The organism is Wolbachia endosymbiont (group A) of Epagoge grotiana, from assembly GCF_947251775.1.
GTDB lineage: Bacteria > Pseudomonadota > Alphaproteobacteria > Rickettsiales > Anaplasmataceae > Wolbachia > Wolbachia pipientis.
Window position 1 is genome coordinate 1,090,657 of record NZ_OX366387.1, and the last position, 20,781, is coordinate 1,111,437.

Sequence of the window (20,781 nt, forward strand, 5' to 3'; positions counted from 1 at the left end):
TAGGTTCTAAGGGTATTATGTAATGTTAAATTATAATTGAGGTTCGTTATGCTAAGCTTAAAGAATGGTACAATACAGGTTGCCGATGATAAAATAGTGCTTGTTATAAAAAAAGATGATTATGAAGAATTTAAAAAGTATAAAAACGTAGATAAGAGTGGTGCTATAATTGATGACAAGTTTTATGTGGGCTGTACGCTAAATGATCAACAACTATATATTACTGGTTCTTATCCTCAAGAAGAACTAGGAGATAATACAATCATGAATGTAAAATCCGTTGGGAAAAAGGGTGGCAAATATTTTAGTCGCCTAGAAGAAATGAAAAATCTGTTAGGCTTTAACGATGGGAAAGAGGAGATTATGGTAAAAGCCCTATCTTGCCATCCCACAGTACAATTGTTAGAAGAGAAAAATGTTAAAACAACAGAATTGGAAGCTGCAGAAGAGCAGTTAAAGGGGAAAAATGAAGAATTAGAAGCTGAAAAGAAGAAAGCTGAGGAGGAATTGAGAATTAAAACACAAGAATTACAAGATCAATTGGACACAGCTCAGCAGGAAAAACAAGACTTAGAAGCTGAAGTGGAAAAACTAAAGGCAATAGATTCTACAGCGTTGCAGCAGCAGTTAGAAGAGAAAAATGCTAAAATAACAGAATTGGAAGCATTAGATGCTGTGGCGTTACAGCAAAAGTTAACAGAGAAAGAGAATGAAATGACAGCATTAAAAGCTCAACCAGATGCTGCTGTTACGAAGTTAGAGGGTGAAAAAACAACACTAACAAATAAAATAAAAGATTTAGAAGCACAGTTAAACAACCAACCAAATGCTGCTCAGTTAAAAGCCAAAGAGGATGAAATAAATAAACTAAATGATGAAGTTGCGCAGTTAAAGGCAGCACCAAATGATACTGCTGCTCAGTTAAAAGCCAAAGAGAATGAAATAATAGCATTAAAAGATCAAGTTCAGCAGTTGCAAGCAGCACCAAATGATACTGCTGCTCAGTTAAAAGCCAAAAAGGATGAAACAAAAGACTTACAAAATCGATCGACTGAAGCTGAGGAGAAAAATAGAAAACTAGAAGATAAAAGCAAAACAACTGAGCAACCAAAACAAGGCAATGGAGCACGGTACACTGCTACTGTTGGTATGGGTCTTGCTGCTGGACTGATAGCATTTACTGCACTTGAACGTACAGTTAAGTTAGAGATGTTAGTAATGATTGGTATAGCAGTAGCATCTGCACTCGTAGCCGGTGGTATTACATATGCAGTATTACCTAGTACTCAAGTAGATGGGGCAAAAGCACAAGAAGTAAATGAGAATGGGAAAAAGAAGTAACAAGGGTTAAGCCGAAATGTACGTGTCAAGTAAAACACTTGACGCGAACTTCAGTTTTTATATTCCTTCATTAGCATAATATAATTTTGTGCTGATTGTGTAATATGTTTAATTTCTTCATTCGACATTTTTTTGAAGAATTTTGCTGGCCTGCCAGCCCATATTTCCCCACTTTTTATCACTTTTCCGTGTGTTACCAGTGAGCCAGCAGCTACCATAGCTTCAGGCTCCACAACTGCATGGTCCATCACGGTAGAGCCCATACCAATAAACGCCTTATCATGCACCGTGCATGCGTGCAACACACAAAAATGTCCCACTGTTACCATGCTGCCAATAATTGTGTCACCACCTGGGTTTCTATCCACATGAATTACCGTTCCATCTTGAATATTTGTTCCATTACCTATTTTTATTGATCCAACGTCCCCTCTGATTACACAATTAAACCAGATGCTTGCATCTCTTCCTATTTCAACCTTGCCTATGATATGCGAACCACCTGCGATGAAAGCACTTTCGTCTATTTTTGGTTCATAATCTTTGTATTTTAAAATGTGATACATATTAAGCCCAAAGTCTTATGCATATGTTAATCAAAATAAGGTAAGCAGTAAATACATACTTAGATTTCAAACTACTTGGGTGACAGATGTTCTTGACTTACGTGCTTTGTACTGCTAAGATTTTTATTTTCAGCCCTATCTATAATGTCAGTAGCGGTATTAAGTATATTTCAAATAATATTGGTTGTTGTGTTAGTAATTTTAGTGCTCTTGCAGCCGCCTGGAAGTAGTTCGTTAAGTGGTTTTAGTAATACACAACAGGGGGTCAATTCGATGATTCCGGTGAAATCTTCTGAAAACCCGCTCAGCAGAATAACGGCTATTGTTGCTGGATTGTTTATTATAAACACATTGCTATTGTCAGGATTATGTTCAAAAGACGTACATAAAAAATCGATCGCAGAAAAAATTATATTAGAAAAAAAGCAAGAAAGTGAATCTACTTCTGTTCCATTTGAAAATTAATGAAGGAAGCTAAATTTATCTTTGTCACAGGTGGAGTTGTGTCATCGCTTGGTAAAGGCTTAGTTGCTTCGAGTGTTGGTGCGCTTCTTCAAGCTCACGGTTTTAAGATCCGTATCAGAAAACTTGACCCGTATCTCAACATTGATCCTGGGACAATGAACCCAACTCAGCACGGAGAGGTATTTGTTACCGAAGATGGTGCTGAAACTGATTTGGATCTTGGGCATTATGAGCGTTTTACTGGAATTAAAGCAACAAAAGATGACAATATAACAACTGGTAAGATATATCATGAGTTATTGAAGAAAGAGAGGCGTGGTGATTATCTGGGCAAAACTGTGCAAGTCATTCCTCATGTAACAGATTTGATCAAATCGTTCATTTTTAATGGTACGGAAGGTTTAGATTTTGTAATATGTGAAATAGGTGGAACTGTAGGTGACATTGAAAGCCAACCATTTTTGGAGGCTATACGCCAAGTTAACTACACATTAGGAAAACAAAGAGTTATCCTTATTCACTTAACTTTAATACCATATCTTACCGCAGCGCAAGAATTAAAGACAAAGCCAACGCAGCATTCAGTTCGAGAGTTAAATTCCACGGGGTTACAACCAGATATTATATTATGCCGCAGTGAGAAAGAAATTTTCGATAATCAAAGAGAGAAAATAGCTAAGCTTTGCAATGTTTCTTTATCCAATGTGATACCTGCTCCTGATGTGAGTCATATATATGAGTTACCGGTGTTGTATAGCCAATGTGGGCTTGATACGCAAATTTTGGAGCACTTTCATTTAAGTAAGCCAAGACCAAGCTTGACTGAATGGGATCAAATAGTGCATTCCATAAGGCACCCAACACAGGAAGTTACTGTGTCTATAGTGGGAAAATACACCGAATTCCCTGATGCGTATAAATCACTAGTTGAAGCATTAAATCATGGTGCGATTAGTAATAAAGTCAAAGTAAGGATAAATTGGGTTAACTCAAGAGAGAAGGAAGAAAAACCTATAAATGAAAAACTTATAGGAGAGAAATTACAGAATTCTCATGCAATCCTTGTTCCAGGGGGGTTTGGTGATGACGGAGTAGAGGGTAAAATATTAGCAATAAATTATGCCCGTACAAATAATATCCCATTTTTCGGAATTTGCCTTGGTATGCAGCTTGCAATTATTGAGTTTGCTCGTAATGTTGTTAAGCTTGAAGATGCACACTCTGAAGAATTTCGTAACTGTAAACATCCAATCGTTAAGTTAGCTGGCGATCAAGATGACGATCTTGGTGGAACCATGAGACTTGGGGCATACAAATGTAATATAAATGCAAACTCTAAAATGATGGATGCATATAGTAACACTACTATTTCAGAAAGACACAGGCATAGGTACATAATCAATTCAGATTATAAAGATGACTTAGAAAAAAATGGGCTGTTATGCAGTGGCATATCAGAAGATGGAACGTGCATAGAGGCAGTGGAGTTAGAGAGTCATCCGTGGTTTATTGGTGTGCAGTTTCATCCAGAATTTCAATCAAAGCCGTTTTCTCCTCATCCTCTTTTCGTGTCGTTCGTTAAAGCAGCAATTGATAAGAAATAAGTGCCTAGTGTTTAAGTATCAATATATGGAGCTTGCCATAGAGCAAGCCAAACTCGCTCAAAAAAATGATGAGGTGCCCATAGGTGCTGTAATAGTGAGTGGAGACAATATCATTTCTTCTGCACACAATATATCCAGCGATCCAACTGCACATGCAGAGATGTTAGCGATCAGACAAGCATTTTCAACTCCCACGCTTTGTGATGCTGATATGTACGTAACATTAGAACCATGTCCGATGTGTGCTCAAGCTATTTCCTTTGCCAGAATTAAACGATTGTACTTTGGAGCTTATAATCCAAAAGGTGGAGGAATTGAAAATGGTGCTAAGATATTTCAATTTTGCAGCCATATACCTGAAGTTTATGGTGGGATATTAGAAACAGAATGCTCTTTTTTGTTAAAGGATTTTTTTGAGAAACTAAGGAACATTTGATAAATCGTCATGCTACTTGTTTTCCGATATAAAATCGTCATCCCGCTACTTGTTAGCGGGATCTATGCTAGGAGATACCGTGACGGTATGGCGGTTAAGTAATTCGTCATTCCAGCGCGTGACGCACAACTATACAAACATTGTCCACCAGCAGGGTGTCATCCGAGTAGCTGACACTGCCCTCCTTTGTCATCCCAGTGCCCTGACTACTTGGATCCAGAAGACTTAATTTTAACCAAGTGGCTGCATAATAAAGGCTGGATTCCAGTGTCAAGCACTGGAATGACATTACAGGGACACTGGGATAACATCATCCTTTTCTCTGGATTCCAGACTGGAATGACAGCCATACGCGTCAAGTTAAGAGATTGTGAGCAAATTTAGAGAGGTTAAAGTGGATACTCTAGCCCTTCTACGTTTGTCTTTTAATGAAAATCGCGACCAAGTTATAGTGAGTTTTTTAAGAAATGCTTTTAAACTATTAATTTTGGTTAATACTAAAAATAACTCTCTAACCCGCCTTTTTAGCTCAATAAATGCCTTTGTTAAGCTAAGTTCTGTATTCTTTTTCACTTCTGTGCAACCAACTATGCCGTGAAATATAAGAATTGCGCACAATTTAGCATATAGTTCACATAATACTCTGCATGGCTTTCCTTTTAGCTTATCAAGCCTGATATGGCTTTTATACAATTTAAATAATAACTCAATTTGCCACCTTACTCTGTAAATCGTTAATACTTGCTCAGCACTAATTTTATTTTCTGGAACATTAGTTATAAATATTGACCAGTTCAACAATTTTTGATTTCTTTTAGAGGATGTATATCCCTGCGATCTTGCTAATCTATTAGCTTTCCTTCTTCTGGCCATAGACTGTTCTTCAGTTAGTTTCTGACATATAATTCTTACTCTAATTTTTGCTTCTTTTCCTAACAATACCTCGTTTTCTAAAAATAACTTATCCTCTAAACATTCTAATAACTCCATTTTTTGATTTGTTTCTACATCATATATGTTGGTATCGGATTTATAACGACTTATGAAATAAGCTCCTATTTCATTGATTTGTTTAAAAGAACTTGGCACAAAATAACCGAGATCAGATATTAGCAAATCATTGCTTAATATATTACTTAAATGTTTCCTATATCCCTGGTCTGATCTTACCCCCTCCGTTAAATTAAGTTGGTCTATTATCTGATTCATGTAGTCGAAAACTAATTGTAACTTTATTCCAGACTTAGTATTGCTTTCATAGCCACTGTAGCTAGTACCATAACCTTTATACATCTCTTCCATACTGTTAGGTAGAGTAATATAGCTACTGTCCAATAATTTAACACTATTAAATTGCTGTAAGATTTTGCAATCAACTTGCAAGATATTTTTAAAGAGAATCACAGATTCATTATACATCCTTTTCATAAATTCCACTGCTTCTTCAGTAAATCTAAAATCCAAACCTTGTTTTGTTATATCTATCGAGTCCTCGTTTAGTAATTGACACATTGTTTCTACGCTACAATTATCAACTCCTATATTACCCAAGACCATGGCTTTTACGAATGATGAACCTTTTAGCTTTCTCTTTCTTTTTATAAACCTTGTTGTAATTGAGATTTTCTCTGCTTTTTCATTAAAAATTTCTTTGAGCTTTTTTGATAAGCAAGTTATTTTATTCATTGGTTCTCTCACTAAAAGTATATCTGGGAGAACTTATACCTTATTATTCTATCTCTTTCATACCTTTATTTCCTTAACTTGACGCGTATGGTTTAATTAAGTGTGAACTGTTACACGAAAATTTTGTAAACAGATTAATATACCCTGTTTTTGCTATTCATCTAAAAATGGAACCATAGAGTACGTTGAGGAGCGTAAGCAAATTTTAATGCAAAAATTACTATCAAAAAATAGATTATGCAAGAGGTCTAATTATTCTGCCGCAATTTTGCTCTATCACACTTGCCACATTTAATATTCCAGCTTCATCATAATAATTTCCAATCACTTGCAAGGCAAGTGGTAAACCCTCATTGGAGAGCCCAACAGGAACAGAAATAGCAGGCAATCCTGCCAGACTTGCCGGCACAGTAAACACATCATTGATGCACATAATTAGCGGATCTGGCTTTTCATTTAAGCCAAAAGCTTCTGTTGGAGCAGATGGCACAAGTATGTAATCTATTTTTTCAAACGCTTTTATAAAATCATTTCTGATTAATGCCCTGATACACTGTGCTTTTTCGTAATATTCATTGTAATGACCTGAGGAAAGCGCATAAGCGCCAATTAAAATTCTTCTTTTCACCTCTTTACCGAAACCTTCTGCTCTTGTTAGTGAATACATTTCTTCAAGGGTATCAGCATCAACCCTGAACCCATAACGCACACCGTCATAACGAGCAAGATTGGATGAAGTTTCAGCAGAACAAATTAAATAATAGACTGGTATTGCATATTTAGTATGTGGCAGAGTAACGTCAACAACTTCAGCGCCATTTTCTTTTAAATAGGAAGCAACTTTCTCCCAATTATGGACTATTTCCTCTGAAATTCCATCCATCCTATATTCTTTTGGTATACCAATACGCTTACCCTTGACATCACCATTTATAAAGCTAGAAAATTTAGGCACTGGCTTTTCGCTTGATATTGAATCTTTTGTATCATAGCCACAGATTGCTTCCAGCATTAATGCTGAATCAGAGACAGAACGAGTAATGACTCCTGCTTGATCTAGAGAACTCGCAAATGCAATCATACCAAAACGCGAGCATCTTCCATAAGTTGGCTTTATTCCAACCACTCCACAATAAGCTGCTGGTTGGCGCACAGATCCACCGGTGTCACTCCCTAGTGCTCCAGCGCATAAAAATCCAGCCACCGATGCTGCAGATCCACCAGATGATCCACCAGGAACAACTTTTTCCCCATCGCTTTTTCTAATCCACACATTTTCAACAGGGCCAAAATAGCTATTTGTGTTCGCAGAACCCATAGCAAATTCATCCATATTAAGCTTACCGAGCATGGCTGCTCCACTTTTTAAAAGCAAGTCAGACACCGTAGATTCGTAAGTCGGAACGAAATTTTCCAGCATTTTTGAGCATGCTGTTGTTTTTATTCCTTTTGTACAGAATAGATCTTTGATGCCAACTGGTACACCCATGAGCGGCGAGATTAAATCATCCTTTTGCCTAGAGAAATGTTCATCTGCAGCTTTAGCAGCTTTCATTGCTATCTCTGGGGTTTTTGTTATAAATGCATTTAATTTCTCATTTTCAACCGCACTGATGTGCGCCTCTACGAGTTCAACGGCAGAAAAACTCTTTTTTTTGAGCCCGTCATGCATTTGTGTAATACTTAACTTTCTTAGTTCATTCATCAATATTTAATTTTTAGCAAGACGTTAATTATAACATGGCACGATAAAAAATCCATACATTTATAGTTACAGCTAGAAATGTAGCTAAGGTAACTTAGATTCACCGACAATCGTCATCCCGCTACTTGTTAGCGGCTAAGAGATACCGCAGCGGTATGACGTAGAAGCTATACTTTTATACTCACCAACTCAGTATCCAATCCGGATTGTATCTTAAAAAGGTCAAAAGACTATAATAAGCAAAGGAGTGATACTGTGTCTGAGTGAAAATCGTTGAGATCCCAGTGTCTGCTGCTTGCATAGCATTTATTTACAAAAAAATAGTCATGCAAGAGACTTTGCTTGGATATTTGATATAATTTAGGTCTATTAAAGCAAAAAATACTAACATGAATGAAGTGATAACATTTGGTTGTCGTCTAAATTTTTACGAGAGCGAGTTAATCAAAGAAGCATTAAAAAAAGCAAAGAGAGAAAATGTTGTTGTGGTGCATAGCTGTGCAGTGACAAACGAAGCAGAACGTCAGGTAAAGCAAAAGATACGTAAGATTTACAAAAATGATCCAAATAAAGAAATTATCGTAGTTGGTTGTGCTGTTCAGTTGGATCCAGAAGTTTACAGTAGCATTCCTGGTGTAAGTAAAGTGCTCGGTAATCAAGATAAGCTAAAAGCTGAAAATTACTTACTAAATGACGATAAAATCTTGGTCAGTGATAACCAAGTAGAACCTGTTCTAATTAATGGATTTGAAGATAAGTCAAGGGCATTTATTGAAATTCAAAATGGTTGTAATCATAGCTGCACATTTTGTTCAATTACTGAGGCAAGAGGGAATAATCGATCTGTGCCAATAAACAGTATTATAGAGCAAATCAGGATCTTTGTAGAAAATGGATATCAAGAAGTAGTGTTTACAGGGGTTGATATTACTGACTTTGGTACAGATTTGTTGGGTAAGCCATCACTTGGTTCAATGATTAGGAGAGTTTTAAAGGATATACCAGAGTTGAAGAGGCTAAGACTTTCCTCTATCGATGTTGCTGAAGTTGACGACGAATTAATGGATTTAATAGCTAATGAGTCAAGACTTATGCCTCATTTACATTTGAGTCTACAATCTGGTAATAATTTAATACTAAAGAGAATGAAGCGTCGTCACAACAGAGAACAAGTGATAGAATTTTGTCATAAAATGAAGAGCTTGAGGCCTAATATAGCATTTGGCGCTGATATTATTGCTGGATTTCCAACAGAAACTGATGAAATGTTTCAGGATACAGTTGATTTACTGAAAAAAACAAATATAGTTTACCTACATGCTTTTCCATATTCAGAGCGGAAAAATACACCTGCTGCACGAATGCCACAAGTACCAGAGAATGTGCGTAAAGAACGAGTAAAAAATTTAAGAGAAGTAAATAAAGAAATTATGAGCAGTTTTTGTCAATCCTTGATCAACACTAAGCAAAGTGTTCTGGTTGAGCAAAATAATGTCGGTAGAGCAGAAAATTTTGCATTAATAAAGCTTGAATCAAAAGCTCAAGCCAAGAGTATTGTGAAAGTTAATGTTAAAGGAGTGGAAAATAATTATCTAATTGGAAATATTTTTTCTTAATTTTTGTACATTGAAGAAATATACGATATAGTAATTATACTGTAAATGATAATTGTGAATTCATTTATGATAACTAGAATATCTATTACTTTATTTTTGATTTTCATTTCATGTGTCTATTTTTTTATTACTTATATTAGTAATGATACACACATTGAGCAAGTACAACCCTTAAAATTAGAAACAGACAATAATAAAAGTGTGATACGTTCTGAGGAGGTTACTGCAAAAGAAATACCAATAAAATATCAAGAACTTGAAAGTAGTCCACCTTCTGTTTTCCAAGTAGCTGATCAGAAAAATATGTGGTCACGTATTGCAGATCAAGCTGAGCCTACAAAAGAAAAATCAAAAAAACTTGATTTTTATGTTAGCGCTAACGGTGGTAAGGTATACCATGATAATTCAGAAATATTTGTAAAGGGTATACAAGAAATAGGAAAAAGAGTCCTAACTTTAGTTGAAAGTCATTATGGTTTTATAATAAAAAATATAGTGGCAGATGAAATTAAAAGTATACAGCAATTTGATGGTAAAATTGATTTCCAGTGGTTTAGCAGCATGTCTTTAGGTTACTATGCTGGAGAAAATGGTAAAATTGATTTTGAAGCCGCGTATTCTATAGCCAATATTGAAGATAGTAATTCTCCTCCGGTATTTGATAAATCAGCAAGTATATTTGCGTTTTTGTTAAACTTCTATTATAATCCCAGCGTTCAGGATACACAATTTGCTCCGTACATCGGTCTTGGTATAGGACCAACAGTTTTTAGATTAAAAAGGATTAATGGGTCACCCCAAAATTCAATGCCACTGAATGTTCCTTGGTTTGCTTATCAAATAAAACTTGGTGTTGATTATTCAATAATCCCAGAAATCAAAACCTTTCTCGGCTATCGTTACTTTAGCGTTCCGATACCTGTTGCAGATGACATATCTACTCACAATATTGAAGTTGGTTTGATATTTAATTTTTAGTGATAATTTAATATATATATAAATTCTTATCTTTTCTATCTAACAAACCAAATGTTGGTACGATTGTTGCTTTTAAAAAAATGACAGTTTCTACTGTTCTAATATTATTCGCTAGCCTTTTTGATTTCTGATGCAATAAGCTTTGCTTATCTTCTCTATGTTCTATAAGCCCGCCGATTACCATAATTTCACCGCTCTTAATTTTTAACATAGAGTTCATTTCTCTGATTTCAACAATTGGAATGTCGCTATTTAATTTCATTTTACTCTGCTGTGCGACGTACTCTATATCTGGATCTTTAGTGTAGCCGTTAATTCTTGATAAAGTTGGATGTATATCCATGAATATTTCACTAGTATCAATGTTAATGCTTGGGTGGATTATTAGCACAACACCTATTGGGACGCTATTCATCTTGGTAATTAAGGTCTGATTAGAGTTTCTAGTATCTTTTTGTATATCGGAGGTAAAATAAATATGGTTTTTAGTAAATGAAATCATCGCTTGCTGATTATTTATAGCATGTACTCTGGGGCTTGAAATTACAGTTGAAGTGCCAAATTTGTCTAAATTTTTTACTAAATCTCCTAGATCATTTGCACCAAAGTTCATTGCTAGGTTAATAATGGAGTTATCTTGATTTATTATAGACTTAGTTCCATCTTGTAAGTCATTTAAGTTCATACCAGAAAGGTATTTGTCATCTAGCACAACTTCAACTATTTTTGCCTCTATCATTACTTGAGAAGACGCTAACTTCTTAACCTTATTAATATATTCTTCAACAGCTTTGTGGATATCTTTTCTAGCATTCAAAATAATAACACCAGCTTCTCTGTTGGATGAAAGGAATTCGCCATCATCCACCCCGTTAACATCCATTATTGCATTCAAGCCTTTTTCTAATGAATTCCATAAGTCACTACTGTATTGAGACTTCATAACATTGTTATAGTCCCTATCAACGTTACTTCCATCATTGTTAGTAATATTGTTATTAATGACGAAACTGCTTTGAGCAGAATGTTGAATATTGATGAAGTCTACGTAATAATTTTGTGCGTATGGCAAGTCCTGCTCAATTCTAATTACACCATTACTTGTTGAGTAACGCAGTTTGGCGCTATTTGCTATACTCTGAATTACTTCGTTTATATCCTTATCTTTTAGCTTTAAAATAATATTACCTGATATTTTTGGGTCCATATCCAAGTTAACGTCAGAAAGTTTTCCTATCTCAATCAGCAAATCCTTTACTGATACTTCTTCACTAACATTAATAGAAATAAGCTGATTACTGATTGTGAGATCGGGAAACTCTATTGGTAAAGGCATAATTTCTGGTATTGCCGGTTCATTAATCTCCAAAGAGGTGTTATATTGTTGCAACGGATAATCGTGCTTATAATTGTCTATGTTAATAGGATATTGCTTGGTAGGTAGATGTGTGCAAGAAATAATGAAGAGGAGTATTAAGCATTTAAAAATAGCCATTAGAACAGCATACAAAATCTATACTAATAGATTTCTATAAAAATATTAAAAATGTATTTAATCTCATTTTCATCGAGCAGATAATTGTCGTGTATTAGCTTTGGCTATGTATTTTTTGTATACTCTTCTTGTACTTAAATGTAGACCAGCATAGCCCTAATTTTTTTATATATTTTACTTCTTTCTCTGTATTTAATAATAGGCTTGAAAATAAATGGTAAGCCTATAATTGTTAAGCTTAGAGCTAGGGTTGAAAGTATACAACAGGCTTTGTGTTTACTATGTAGTTCTTTCAGGTAAAGCATCAAAAATCTACAAAATTTTTTGTAATTTTCTTCGATGTTTTTTTTGCTATGAGCCTTGCTAATGAACATATCTATTGCGGTATGACCGTTATTGCACTTAATGTTAAGGTCTGCACCTTTTTCTGTTAACAACTGAGCTATATCAAAATAATCCTTTTGAACAGCAAGATGTAGAGGTGCAAAACCTTGTTGCTCACAAATGTTCATATTGGCTCTAACTTCCAATAACATTTTCACAATTTGTGTATGGCCTTTTTTAACTGCGAGTAGCAAGGGAGTTCTGTTACATTTAGTAACAGCATTAACGTTTACCTTAAGCTTCAATAAGAGCTTAACTGTTTTAGTGTTACCATTATGGCTAGCTTTATGCAGCCTAGCGTTACCATTAAAATCTTGATCGTTTGCTTCTATTCCCTTTGAAACAAGAAATGTTACCATTTTTCTATTATTATGCTCAATAGCGCAATCTAACGCATCAAAACCATGGTTGTTTTTTGTGCAAAAAAACTCTTTAAGTTTAATTTTATCGTTACTTGCTTGCTGTTTTTTTGCAATAAGTTTTACTATTTGCATTTTGTTGTTATACGCTGCTAGGAAAAGCGTAGTGTTATTTTCTGCATCTTTGGCTTCTATATTTGCACCTTTCTTTATCAGATATTCTATAATTTCTGCTCTGCTGTCATAATGTGCGGTGCATTGATAAATGGTTAAAAACAAAGGAGTACGAAAATTGTTATCTTCACATTCGAGATTTGCTCCGCTATCAATTAAAATTTGGACGCTTTTTTTAGAACCGTATAGTGAAGCTATATGAAGAGGATTATAGCCCTCTTTGGCATCTTTTTCATTAATTTTTGCGCCTTTTGTTATCAAAAAATCTATTAATTCCGTGTCATCTTGTAGTGCAGCAAGGTGCAGTGGAGTGAATCCATTTTTATCCTTGGAATTAATTGTCAGTTGGTTAACAAAAAGTTTAGCAACTTTCTTGTGTCCATGCATAATGGCGTAATGCAGAGGGTTTCTATTTTCGTTGTCTACGACATTGAAATCAGCTTCGTGCTCTAGTAATGACTTTACTCCAACTAAATCGCCTTCTTTTGTGAACTTATGCAAGAGAGTGATTCCACTTGCATCTTTTGAGTTAATATCAAATCCATTTTCTACTAATTGGTTTATATCTTCCTCACGCGCCATATCACTTAAATCTCTAATTAAACTCTTTTCGCGTTAATAATACTCCTACTTGATTAAGTTTAAATGAATCTGTGAGAAATGGCTAGTGCATTCTTGCATAACAAACTTTTGGCAGCGCATTGGATGAAACGAAAAACTTACTTGACAAACTCCGCCAGCCCTCTTATCATGAAACTGAAGCTATTTATTTATCTTCGCAATCTCTGCAGTGGATTAATGACAAAAAACTTAATGTATTTGGCGTAAATCATGCTTAATTTTTTGCACTATGTGCACCTCATGTCTTTATAAAACTTTTAGGTTTCTACCTATACAAGCCGAAACGCGCTTATAAAGTGTTTAAGACAGTAAAAGACGTCAAATAGACAAGGGAGAATTTGAATACTAGCTACCCTAGGGTTTCTTTGCCTTTTTTTTTATTTGGTAAATTTCTTAACATTTATAGCTAAACGACAACTGTCATTCCTGTAAAGGTCAAGTATCCCGCTACTTGTTAGCGGGATCTAGAGATACCGTGACGGTATGACGTAGGATTGCTGTCATTCTGCTACTTGTTAGCGGCTGAGATACCGCGAATGAATCGCGGCATGACGGTTCGCGGTGGCATGACGATAAGCTCGTCATCCCGCTACTTGTTAGCGGCTGAGATACCGCGATTTATTCGCGGTATGACGGTTAGCGGTGGCGTGACGATAAGCTCGTCATTCCGCTACGTGTTAGCGGCTAAGAGATATCGCGGTGGTATAGCTATAAATTGTTGATATCTTTTTTATATCACATTTTTAACTTACAATAGTTAGCCAGCGTTCCTTACATTAACCAAATCTTTCAAATTCTGCACTCACCACTACCTATAACTCACTTTCACGCAATATTGATCGTTCTTAAAAAGCAATCTAACATTTTTTATTCCTTGATTGCGAAGCTTTGATGCAGCTGATTTAGCAGCCTGAGCACTTTTAAAAAATGCAACATATCCCTTACTTTCTGCACTGTCTTGTTTTGGATGACGTTTCTGCATTTCTTTTTCATATTGCTTTCTGTAATGAGGAGTATTTTGTATCAATTGTTCTGACATCTTTCTTAGGTATTGAACTTTTACTTTTGCAAGCCCAGATTTATGAAATCCTAAGACTTGAGCTGCTTTTTCTGATAAGTCTATTATTCTGCCTTCAATAAAAGGCCCTCTATCGTTAACCCTTGTAACAAGCTTTCTTCCATTTTCTAAATTAGTGACAAGAACAAAGCAGGGTAAGGGCAAAGTCTTATGCGCTGCAGAGATCAAGTGACGGTTAAACGCTTCACCATTTGCTGTAAGTGTGCCATGATCTTCTATTCCATACCACGATGCTATCCCTATCTCTTCATAGTGTTTACAGTTTTTTGGATAATAAGTTATACCATTTATTGTGTAGCTGCTGCCAATTTTATAATGACCTGCAGTGCAGTTAAACCTGTTGCTAAAACTGCAGCTACTTATCAAAACAAATATTAGACATAGAAAGGTTAGGTTTTTTATCATTGTATTCGGTAAGAGGGTTCGATACTATGAGGATTTTAAATTATACTATAATAAATTTAGTAATGAGTAAACATCTACTGCTAAATATTAACAAAACTCAAAAAGGAATAATACATATTATTGGTATAGGTGGAATTGGAATGAGTGCCATTGCTGAAATTCTTCACAATTCCAATTACAAAGTTCAAGGTAGTGATGCACAATCAAACGACAATATAAATAGGTTACAAAAGCTGGGTATAGAGGTTTATATTGGTCACAATGCTGATAATATAAGCCAAGCTCAAATAGTTGTACATTCTTCTGCGATAGAATCTGATAATGTGGAGTTAATTGCGGCAAAAAATAACAATAAAACCATTTTGCATAGATCAGACATACTTGCTGAACTTTTAAGAGATAAATATGTGATAGCGGTTTCAGGTTCGAGCGGAAAGACAACAACAACCGCTATGATTGCTTCCATTTTTGATCATTCTGGCATTGATGCGACTGTAACTGTAGGAGGGATATTAAATTCCTATAAGAGCAACTTCAAACTTGGAGGGAGTGACACTTTTCTGATCGAGGCTGATGAGTCTGATGGAACTATGCTAAAAATCCCTGCAAAGATTGCTGTCATAACAAGTATTAACAATGACCACATAGATTATTACGGCACATTTGATAATATCAAAAATGCATTTTCCCAATTCGTGAATAATGCAGGTTCTGCAGTTTTACCTGATTCTGTAGACATCGATTATGATGCGGGTAATTCTATAACGTTTGGGTTTGAGAATGGTAGCATAAGAGCCAGCAACATTAAACAGCATGCTAACAGCATAGAATTTGATGTGTTGAACAACTGGATTCCAGCATTACGTGCTGGAATGACAAAAGGAAAGTGTACAGAGATGTCATCCCAGTGCGTGACACTGGGATCCAGCCCTTTAAAAAACATAGTACTATCAAATGCAATTGGAATTCACAAAGTAAGCAACGCCCTAGCTGCAATATCAGTTGCGATAAAGCTCGGAATTAGCGATGCAGATATTAAAAAAGGCCTTTTGGAATTTCAAGGAGTAGCAAGAAGATTCTCTTTGATTGCCGATATTAAAGGTGTTAAGTTAATTGAGGATTATGCCCATCATCCAAATGAAATATATGCAACTTTAACGGCTGCACGTTCGATTACTAAAGGAAAAGTAATAGGAATTATCGAACCACTTCGTTTTGCCCGCATTCGTAATTTTTTTGATGAATTCATACGAATTTTCATGATGTTTGATTATGTCATCCTCACTCCTGTTCATCCCCCAGAAGACAAGCCTATTCCTGGTTGTGGGATTGATGATATACAAAAAGCTTTAATCAGTAATGGATTTAATAACACAAAAATTATGAATGATGCTTTGCTCATTTCACATTTTATTAGTGATTCGACAAGTCCAAGTGATATAGTATTATTTATTGGTGCTGGTAGTAATATAGCTAAATTGGCAAAGGAAACTGCAGCACTTATTGCGGAAGTTAAGGTTTAATGTAATGAATAAGATAATCAATAACGTATTTGCAAGAGAAATTTTAGATAGCAGGGGTTACCCCACTATTGAGGTAGAAATTGAGCTCTGTGATGGTGCAATAGGCAGGGCATCTGTACCTTCTGGAGCTTCAACCGGTAAATTAGAAGCCTTGGAACTCAGGGACCAAGATGAGAAAAGGTATTGTGGTAAGGGAGTGCTGAAAGCTGTTCAAGCTGTAAATGGGATAATAGCAGATGAAATCATTGGAATGAATGCAGCGGACCAAAATGCAATTGATAAAGCATTAATTGAACTGGATGGAACAAAAAATAAATCTAAACTTGGAGCAAATGCAACTTTGGGTGTGTCTCTTGCGGTTGCAAAAGCAGCAGCAAACAGCTTCAATATGCCGCTCTACAGATATTTGGGAGGAGAGCAGATGAGTGTTATGCCGGTTCCACTCATTAACATAATTAATGGTGGAGTACATGCAGACAATAAGCTCGATTTCCAAGAATTCATGATTCTTCCGGTCGGTGCTGAGACTTTCAGTGAAGCTATCAGAATATCTGCGGAGGTGTTCCACAACTTACGTAGCATTCTTAAGAAAAAAGGTTATAGCACAAACGTAGGAGATGAAGGTGGTTTTGCACCAAATATTGAAAGCACTGAAGAAGCACTTGACTTGATCATATACGCTATAGAATCAGCAGGTTATTCAGCGCAAAGTGATTTTGCACTGGGCCTTGATGTTGCTTCATCTACTTTTTATGAAGATGGAATTTACGAATTTGAAAGTAAGGGGCTTACTTCAGAAGAGTTGACTGAATATTATTGTAATCTTGTGAAAAGATATCCAATAATTTCTATAGAAGATGCAATGAGTGAAGACGACTATGAAGGTTGGAAATTACTTACTGCAAAATTGGGGAGTAAAATTCAATTGGTTGGGGATGATTTGTTTGTTACAAATTGTGAACTGATATGCAAAGGAATAGAGGAAAAAATGGCAAATGCTGTACTGATCAAGCCAAATCAAATAGGGACGTTAACAGAAACTTTTGCTGCTATTGAAATGGCAAAATCAAATGGCTATAAAGCTGTTGTTTCTCATCGCTCAGGTGAAACAGAAGACACAACAATATCTCATATAGCAGTTGCGTCAAATTGCGGGCAAATAAAAACCGGGTCGCTATCGCGTTCTGATAGACTCGCGAAGTATAATGAGCTAATGAGAATAGAAAGCACGTTAGGAAAGGATGCTAAATATTATCGTGGGTTAGCATGGGTTTTATAGACGAAGTAAAATTGTGTTTAAAAGCCGGTGACGGTGGTGATGGCTGTGCAAGTTTTCGTCGAGAAAAGTTCGTTGAATTTGGTGGTCCAAATGGTGGTAATGGAGGAAAGGGTGGAAACATAGTTTTCATCAGCGACGCTAATCTCAACACTTTGCTTCATTTTCGTTATAGAAGACACATTAAAGCAGATAGTGGAAAAAATGGTGCAGGCAGGGATAGATCTGGCACAGCAGGGAAAGACGTTATACTTAAAGTTCCAGTCGGTGCACAAATAATTGATGAAGAAAGTGAAGAGATAATAGTAGACCTTGACAAGCCTGGTATGGAATTTCAAGTAGCACAGGGTGGAAAAGGTGGACTTGGAAATACTAATTTTAAATCTTCTACTAATAAGGCACCAAGACATTTTACTTACGGTCAGCCTGGCGAAGAAAAACATGTATTATTAAAACTAAAAGTTTTATCAGATGTTGGAATTATTGGCATGCCAAACGCAGGTAAATCAAAATTTTTGACTCGCTGCTCAAATTCCGATACAAAAGTAGGCGATTATCCATTTACCACCGTAAGACCTCATTTAGGCATGGTAAAAGTGGATGATAGCGAAGTTGTAATAGCAGATATTCCTGGAATAATTACTGATGCTCACCTTGGAGTTGGGCTCGGGCATAAATTTTTAAAGCACATAGAAAGGTGTCAAATTTTACTTCATTTAATCGATGTAACTCACGATGACGTTGTTTCGGCTTATAGTTGTATCCATAATGAATTGGAACTTTACAATAGTGATCTTGTTGAAAAAGAAGAGATTGTAGTATTAAACAAATGCGACTTATTGAGGGAAGCAGAAATTCTGGAAAAGAAGAATCACCTAGCTAATTATCTCAATAAAGAAGTGCTGTGCTTATCAATTAATGGTGATTTACAGCCTATTTTAAGATTATTAAGTGAAAAATTGAAAAAGAGTAATTCTAAGGAAATCGATGTATATGATCCTTTTAAGATGTGAATTTCATTTATTTTATCATATAACTAGAATATATTTGTACGAACATTTGTTTTTGTTAAACACAACAAATCCCAGTGTCAGCTACTTGCATCTACCACACAACTGTACGAACATTGCAATTTGCAGGCAATTTGCGTGGCAGATGGTGTCATCCCAGTGCCCAGACACTGGGATCCAGCCTTTTCATAATCATCAAAACGTTGTATTTTAACATAAAACGGCTACTTTTATGCTTACCAACTTAATAAAATTTCTGGATCCAAGTGTCAAGCACTGTGATGACATCATAGGGGCGCTGGGATGACACCCTCCTGCTAGACAATGTTCGTACAGTTGTACATCTACCATGCAAGTTACCTGAAAATTGCAATGTTCGTACACTTGACTACTTGGATCTAGTATGATTTAATTAACCAAGAAGTAGGCATGAAAAAATTATGTAGTGAACCAGTTTGCATAACACCAGGAGGAAAATATGGATAGAAAGACGAGAATAGAATCAGACAGCTTAGGGGAAGTAAAAGTACCAAGTGAACATTACTGGGGAGCGCAGACTCAGCGTTCTTTAGAAAATTTTAAGATTGGCACAGAAAAAATGCCAGAGCCTCTGATTAAAGCATTAGCAATAGTAAAACTTGCAGCAGCACATGTTAACATGAAGCAGGGTAGCATAGATAATAAGGTAGGGGACGCAATCTGCGCAGCCGCAAAGGAAGTAATAGATGGCAAATTTAATAATGAATTTCCGCTTGTTGTTTGGCAAACCGGATCCGGAACGCAGACTAATATGAATATGAATGAAGTGATCAGCAATCGCGCAATAGAGATTTTAGGTGGTAATTTGGGTAGTAAATCTCCGATACATCCAAATGATCATGTGAATTATGGTCAGTCGTCAAATGACACCTTTCCAACAGCAATGCATATAGCAGCAGCAGAGCAAATAAACTGCTTGCTTATTCCAAATCTTGAAAAATTGCATAAGGTGCTGGATAATAAGGTTCAGGAATTTAAAGATATAATAAAAGTAGGACGTACTCATCTGCAAGATGCAACGCCCCTAACACTAGGACAGGAGTTCTCTGGCTATGCAGTCCAGATTAAAAAGGGGATAGAGAGAGTAAAATCAACTTTAAGTGATATATATGAGCTTGCACAAGGTGGCACTGCAGTTGGCACGGGACTCAATACTAAAAAGGGTTTTGCTGAAGATTTTTCAAGCCAAGTTGCAGAAATTACTAACCTTCCATTTACTTCAGCAGGCAATAAATTTGAAGCGCTAGCAGCAAATGATGCTTTAGTTGAGCTCAGTGGAACACTCAATACAGTAGCAGTCAGTTTAATGAAAATTGCAAATGATATAAGGTTGCTTGGTTCTGGTCCAAGATGCGGAATTGGGGAAATAATGTTACCGGAAAATGAGCCTGGTTCTTCAATTATGCCAGGTAAAGTGAATCCAACTCAGTGTGAAGCGGTGACTATGGTATGCACTCAAGTTATGGGAAATCATGTTGCTGTAACCATTAGTTGTTCAAACGGTCATTTTGAATTGAATGTGTTTAAGCCAGTGATAATTTACAATGTTTTGCAGTCTATAAGACTTTTAGCTGACGCAAGTTTAAATTTTACAGAAAAATGTGTAGTTGGTATTAAAGCAAATGAAGAGAGGATAAAAGATTTACTGAATCAGTCGTTGATGTTGGTCACTATATTAAATACGCATATAGGGTACGACAATGCAGCAAAAATAGCGAAGCTTGCTTATAAAGAAAATATCACTCTAAAAGAAGCAGCAGCAAAACTTCAACTGCTCACTGAGGAAGAGTTTGAAAGGATAGTGAAACCAGAAGAAATGGTAAATTATTTGTAACCGCTCACACTTAATTCTTCAATCTCACTAATAGAAAGGCCAGTAAACTTGACAATAGTGTTAACATCAACATTATTATCTTGCTTTGTCTACCTTATTTTGCCGCTCCCCTGAACGGATACGGTTTAAGACATAAGATCCTTTTTCATAGCAATACTACGTTATCCAGCGTCTGGGCACTGGTTT

The 20,781-nt window shown here is 35.9% G+C and carries 16 protein-coding genes and 1 pseudogene; 11 read left to right on the forward strand and 6 right to left on the reverse strand.

The window, feature by feature from the left end; all coding sequences use genetic code 11:
• The first annotated feature begins 48 nt into the window (after positions 1 to 48).
• Complete coding sequence (locus tag OPR50_RS05110; protein WP_265023879.1) at positions 49 to 1,341, forward strand: coiled-coil domain-containing protein; 1,293 nt, start codon at positions 49 to 51, stop codon at positions 1,339 to 1,341.
• A 50-nt stretch (positions 1,342 to 1,391) separates the two neighbouring features.
• Here OPR50_RS05110 and OPR50_RS05115 read toward each other — a convergent pair whose 3' ends face one another.
• Positions 1,392 to 1,907 (reverse strand): gamma carbonic anhydrase family protein, encoded by a 516-nt coding sequence (locus OPR50_RS05115; RefSeq protein WP_010962614.1) that lies wholly within the window; start codon positions 1,905 to 1,907, stop codon positions 1,392 to 1,394.
• 144 nt (positions 1,908 to 2,051) lie between these two features.
• On the opposite strand from OPR50_RS05115, the gene secG reads away from it, so the two are divergent.
• The 4 genes and pseudogenes from secG to OPR50_RS08875 all read left to right on the forward strand — a co-directional run.
• Complete coding sequence (gene secG, locus OPR50_RS05120) at positions 2,052 to 2,372, forward strand: preprotein translocase subunit SecG (RefSeq protein WP_007548880.1); 321 nt, start codon at positions 2,052 to 2,054, stop codon at positions 2,370 to 2,372.
• Complete coding sequence (locus OPR50_RS05125) at positions 2,372 to 3,976, forward strand: CTP synthase (RefSeq protein WP_265023880.1); 1,605 nt, start codon at positions 2,372 to 2,374, stop codon at positions 3,974 to 3,976. Before secG ends, OPR50_RS05125 begins: the two co-directional genes overlap by 1 nt.
• Positions 3,977 to 4,001: 25 nt before the next feature.
• On the forward strand, positions 4,002 to 4,412 hold the full coding sequence (locus tag OPR50_RS05130; RefSeq protein WP_015588966.1) for a nucleoside deaminase: 411 nt from the start codon (positions 4,002 to 4,004) through the stop codon (positions 4,410 to 4,412).
• A 180-nt stretch (positions 4,413 to 4,592) separates the two neighbouring features.
• A pseudogene (locus OPR50_RS08875) lies at positions 4,593 to 4,700 on the forward strand (WPE palindromic element domain-containing protein); the annotation flags it as partial.
• 72 nt (positions 4,701 to 4,772) lie between these two features.
• On the opposite strand, the gene OPR50_RS05140 reads toward OPR50_RS08875, so the two are convergent.
• On the reverse strand, positions 4,773 to 6,098 hold the full coding sequence (locus OPR50_RS05140) for an IS4 family transposase (RefSeq protein WP_265023871.1): 1,326 nt from the start codon (positions 6,096 to 6,098) through the stop codon (positions 4,773 to 4,775).
• A 235-nt stretch (positions 6,099 to 6,333) separates the two neighbouring features.
• A complete protein-coding gene (gatA, locus tag OPR50_RS05145; protein WP_010962643.1) occupies positions 6,334 to 7,803 on the reverse strand; it encodes an Asp-tRNA(Asn)/Glu-tRNA(Gln) amidotransferase subunit GatA in 1,470 nt (489 codons plus the stop codon).
• Between the two features lie 389 nt (positions 7,804 to 8,192).
• Between gatA and mtaB the strand changes: the two genes are divergently transcribed.
• Entirely contained in the window at positions 8,193 to 9,419 is a 1,227-nt protein-coding gene (gene mtaB / locus OPR50_RS05150) for a tRNA (N(6)-L-threonylcarbamoyladenosine(37)-C(2))-methylthiotransferase MtaB (protein WP_010082135.1), read from the forward strand.
• A gap of 66 nt (positions 9,420 to 9,485) precedes the next feature.
• Positions 9,486 to 10,397: an outer membrane protein gene (locus OPR50_RS05155; protein WP_070357048.1), complete on the forward strand. Its 912-nt coding sequence runs from the start codon at positions 9,486 to 9,488 to the stop codon at positions 10,395 to 10,397.
• A gap of 7 nt (positions 10,398 to 10,404) precedes the next feature.
• Here the strand turns inward: OPR50_RS05155 and OPR50_RS05160 are convergent, their stop codons facing one another.
• The 3 genes from OPR50_RS05160 to OPR50_RS05170 all read right to left on the reverse strand — a co-directional run bounded on the left by OPR50_RS05160 (position 10,405) and on the right by OPR50_RS05170 (position 14,913).
• Positions 10,405 to 11,892 carry a type II secretion system protein GspD gene (locus OPR50_RS05160; protein ID WP_265023882.1) on the reverse strand — a complete coding sequence of 496 codons (1,488 nt, stop codon included), beginning with the start codon at positions 11,890 to 11,892 and terminating at the stop codon, positions 10,405 to 10,407.
• A 134-nt stretch (positions 11,893 to 12,026) separates the two neighbouring features.
• A complete protein-coding gene (locus OPR50_RS05165) occupies positions 12,027 to 13,391 on the reverse strand; it encodes an ankyrin repeat domain-containing protein (RefSeq protein WP_265023883.1) in 1,365 nt (454 codons plus the stop codon).
• A gap of 847 nt (positions 13,392 to 14,238) precedes the next feature.
• Positions 14,239 to 14,913: a septal ring lytic transglycosylase RlpA family protein gene (locus tag OPR50_RS05170; protein WP_010082236.1), complete on the reverse strand. Its 675-nt coding sequence runs from the start codon at positions 14,911 to 14,913 to the stop codon at positions 14,239 to 14,241.
• Between the two features lie 26 nt (positions 14,914 to 14,939).
• Here OPR50_RS05170 and murC point away from each other — a divergent pair, with 26 nt between their 5' ends.
• From murC to fumC, 4 genes are all read left to right on the forward strand, one after another.
• The gene (murC, locus tag OPR50_RS05175; RefSeq protein ID WP_265023884.1) at positions 14,940 to 16,436 is read left to right on the forward strand and encodes a UDP-N-acetylmuramate--L-alanine ligase; all 1,497 of its coding nucleotides are present in this window, start codon (positions 14,940 to 14,942) and stop codon (positions 16,434 to 16,436) included.
• A 4-nt stretch (positions 16,437 to 16,440) separates the two neighbouring features.
• On the forward strand, positions 16,441 to 17,715 hold the full coding sequence (eno, locus tag OPR50_RS05180; RefSeq protein ID WP_182309408.1) for a phosphopyruvate hydratase: 1,275 nt from the start codon (positions 16,441 to 16,443) through the stop codon (positions 17,713 to 17,715).
• Positions 17,703 to 18,725: an Obg family GTPase CgtA gene (cgtA, locus tag OPR50_RS05185; RefSeq protein ID WP_174515741.1), complete on the forward strand. Its 1,023-nt coding sequence runs from the start codon at positions 17,703 to 17,705 to the stop codon at positions 18,723 to 18,725. The genes eno and cgtA overlap by 13 nt, the downstream gene beginning before the upstream one ends.
• A gap of 475 nt (positions 18,726 to 19,200) precedes the next feature.
• Entirely contained in the window at positions 19,201 to 20,595 is a 1,395-nt protein-coding gene (fumC, locus tag OPR50_RS05190) for a class II fumarate hydratase (RefSeq protein ID WP_265023885.1), read from the forward strand.
• The last annotated feature ends 186 nt before the right edge of the window (positions 20,596 to 20,781 follow it).

What these genes read in the sequence shown, in the direction of transcription:
- OPR50_RS05125 (WP_265023880.1), top strand. Translation starts at nt 2,372, where the DNA reads ATGAAGGAAGCTAAATTTATCTTTGTCACAGGTGGAGTTGTGTCATCG.
- OPR50_RS05170 (WP_010082236.1), bottom strand. Translation starts at nt 14,913, where the DNA reads ATGATAAAAAACCTAACCTTTCTATGTCTAATATTTGTTTTGATAAGT.
- OPR50_RS05160 (WP_265023882.1), bottom strand. Translation starts at nt 11,892, where the DNA reads ATGGCTATTTTTAAATGCTTAATACTCCTCTTCATTATTTCTTGCACA.
- fumC (WP_265023885.1), top strand. Translation starts at nt 19,201, where the DNA reads ATGGATAGAAAGACGAGAATAGAATCAGACAGCTTAGGGGAAGTAAAA.
- OPR50_RS05165 (WP_265023883.1), bottom strand. Translation starts at nt 13,391, where the DNA reads ATGGCGCGTGAGGAAGATATAAACCAATTAGTAGAAAATGGATTTGAT.
- OPR50_RS05140 (WP_265023871.1), bottom strand. Translation starts at nt 6,098, where the DNA reads ATGAATAAAATAACTTGCTTATCAAAAAAGCTCAAAGAAATTTTTAAT.
- gatA (WP_010962643.1), bottom strand. Translation starts at nt 7,803, where the DNA reads ATGAATGAACTAAGAAAGTTAAGTATTACACAAATGCATGACGGGCTC.
- mtaB (WP_010082135.1), top strand. Translation starts at nt 8,193, where the DNA reads ATGAATGAAGTGATAACATTTGGTTGTCGTCTAAATTTTTACGAGAGC.
- cgtA (WP_174515741.1), top strand. Translation starts at nt 17,703, where the DNA reads ATGGGTTTTATAGACGAAGTAAAATTGTGTTTAAAAGCCGGTGACGGT.
- secG (WP_007548880.1), top strand. Translation starts at nt 2,052, where the DNA reads ATGTCAGTAGCGGTATTAAGTATATTTCAAATAATATTGGTTGTTGTG.
- murC (WP_265023884.1), top strand. Translation starts at nt 14,940, where the DNA reads ATGAGGATTTTAAATTATACTATAATAAATTTAGTAATGAGTAAACAT.
- OPR50_RS05155 (WP_070357048.1), top strand. Translation starts at nt 9,486, where the DNA reads ATGATAACTAGAATATCTATTACTTTATTTTTGATTTTCATTTCATGT.
- OPR50_RS05110 (WP_265023879.1), top strand. Translation starts at nt 49, where the DNA reads ATGCTAAGCTTAAAGAATGGTACAATACAGGTTGCCGATGATAAAATA.
- OPR50_RS05115 (WP_010962614.1), bottom strand. Translation starts at nt 1,907, where the DNA reads ATGTATCACATTTTAAAATACAAAGATTATGAACCAAAAATAGACGAA.
- OPR50_RS05130 (WP_015588966.1), top strand. Translation starts at nt 4,002, where the DNA reads ATGGAGCTTGCCATAGAGCAAGCCAAACTCGCTCAAAAAAATGATGAG.
- eno (WP_182309408.1), top strand. Translation starts at nt 16,441, where the DNA reads ATGAATAAGATAATCAATAACGTATTTGCAAGAGAAATTTTAGATAGC.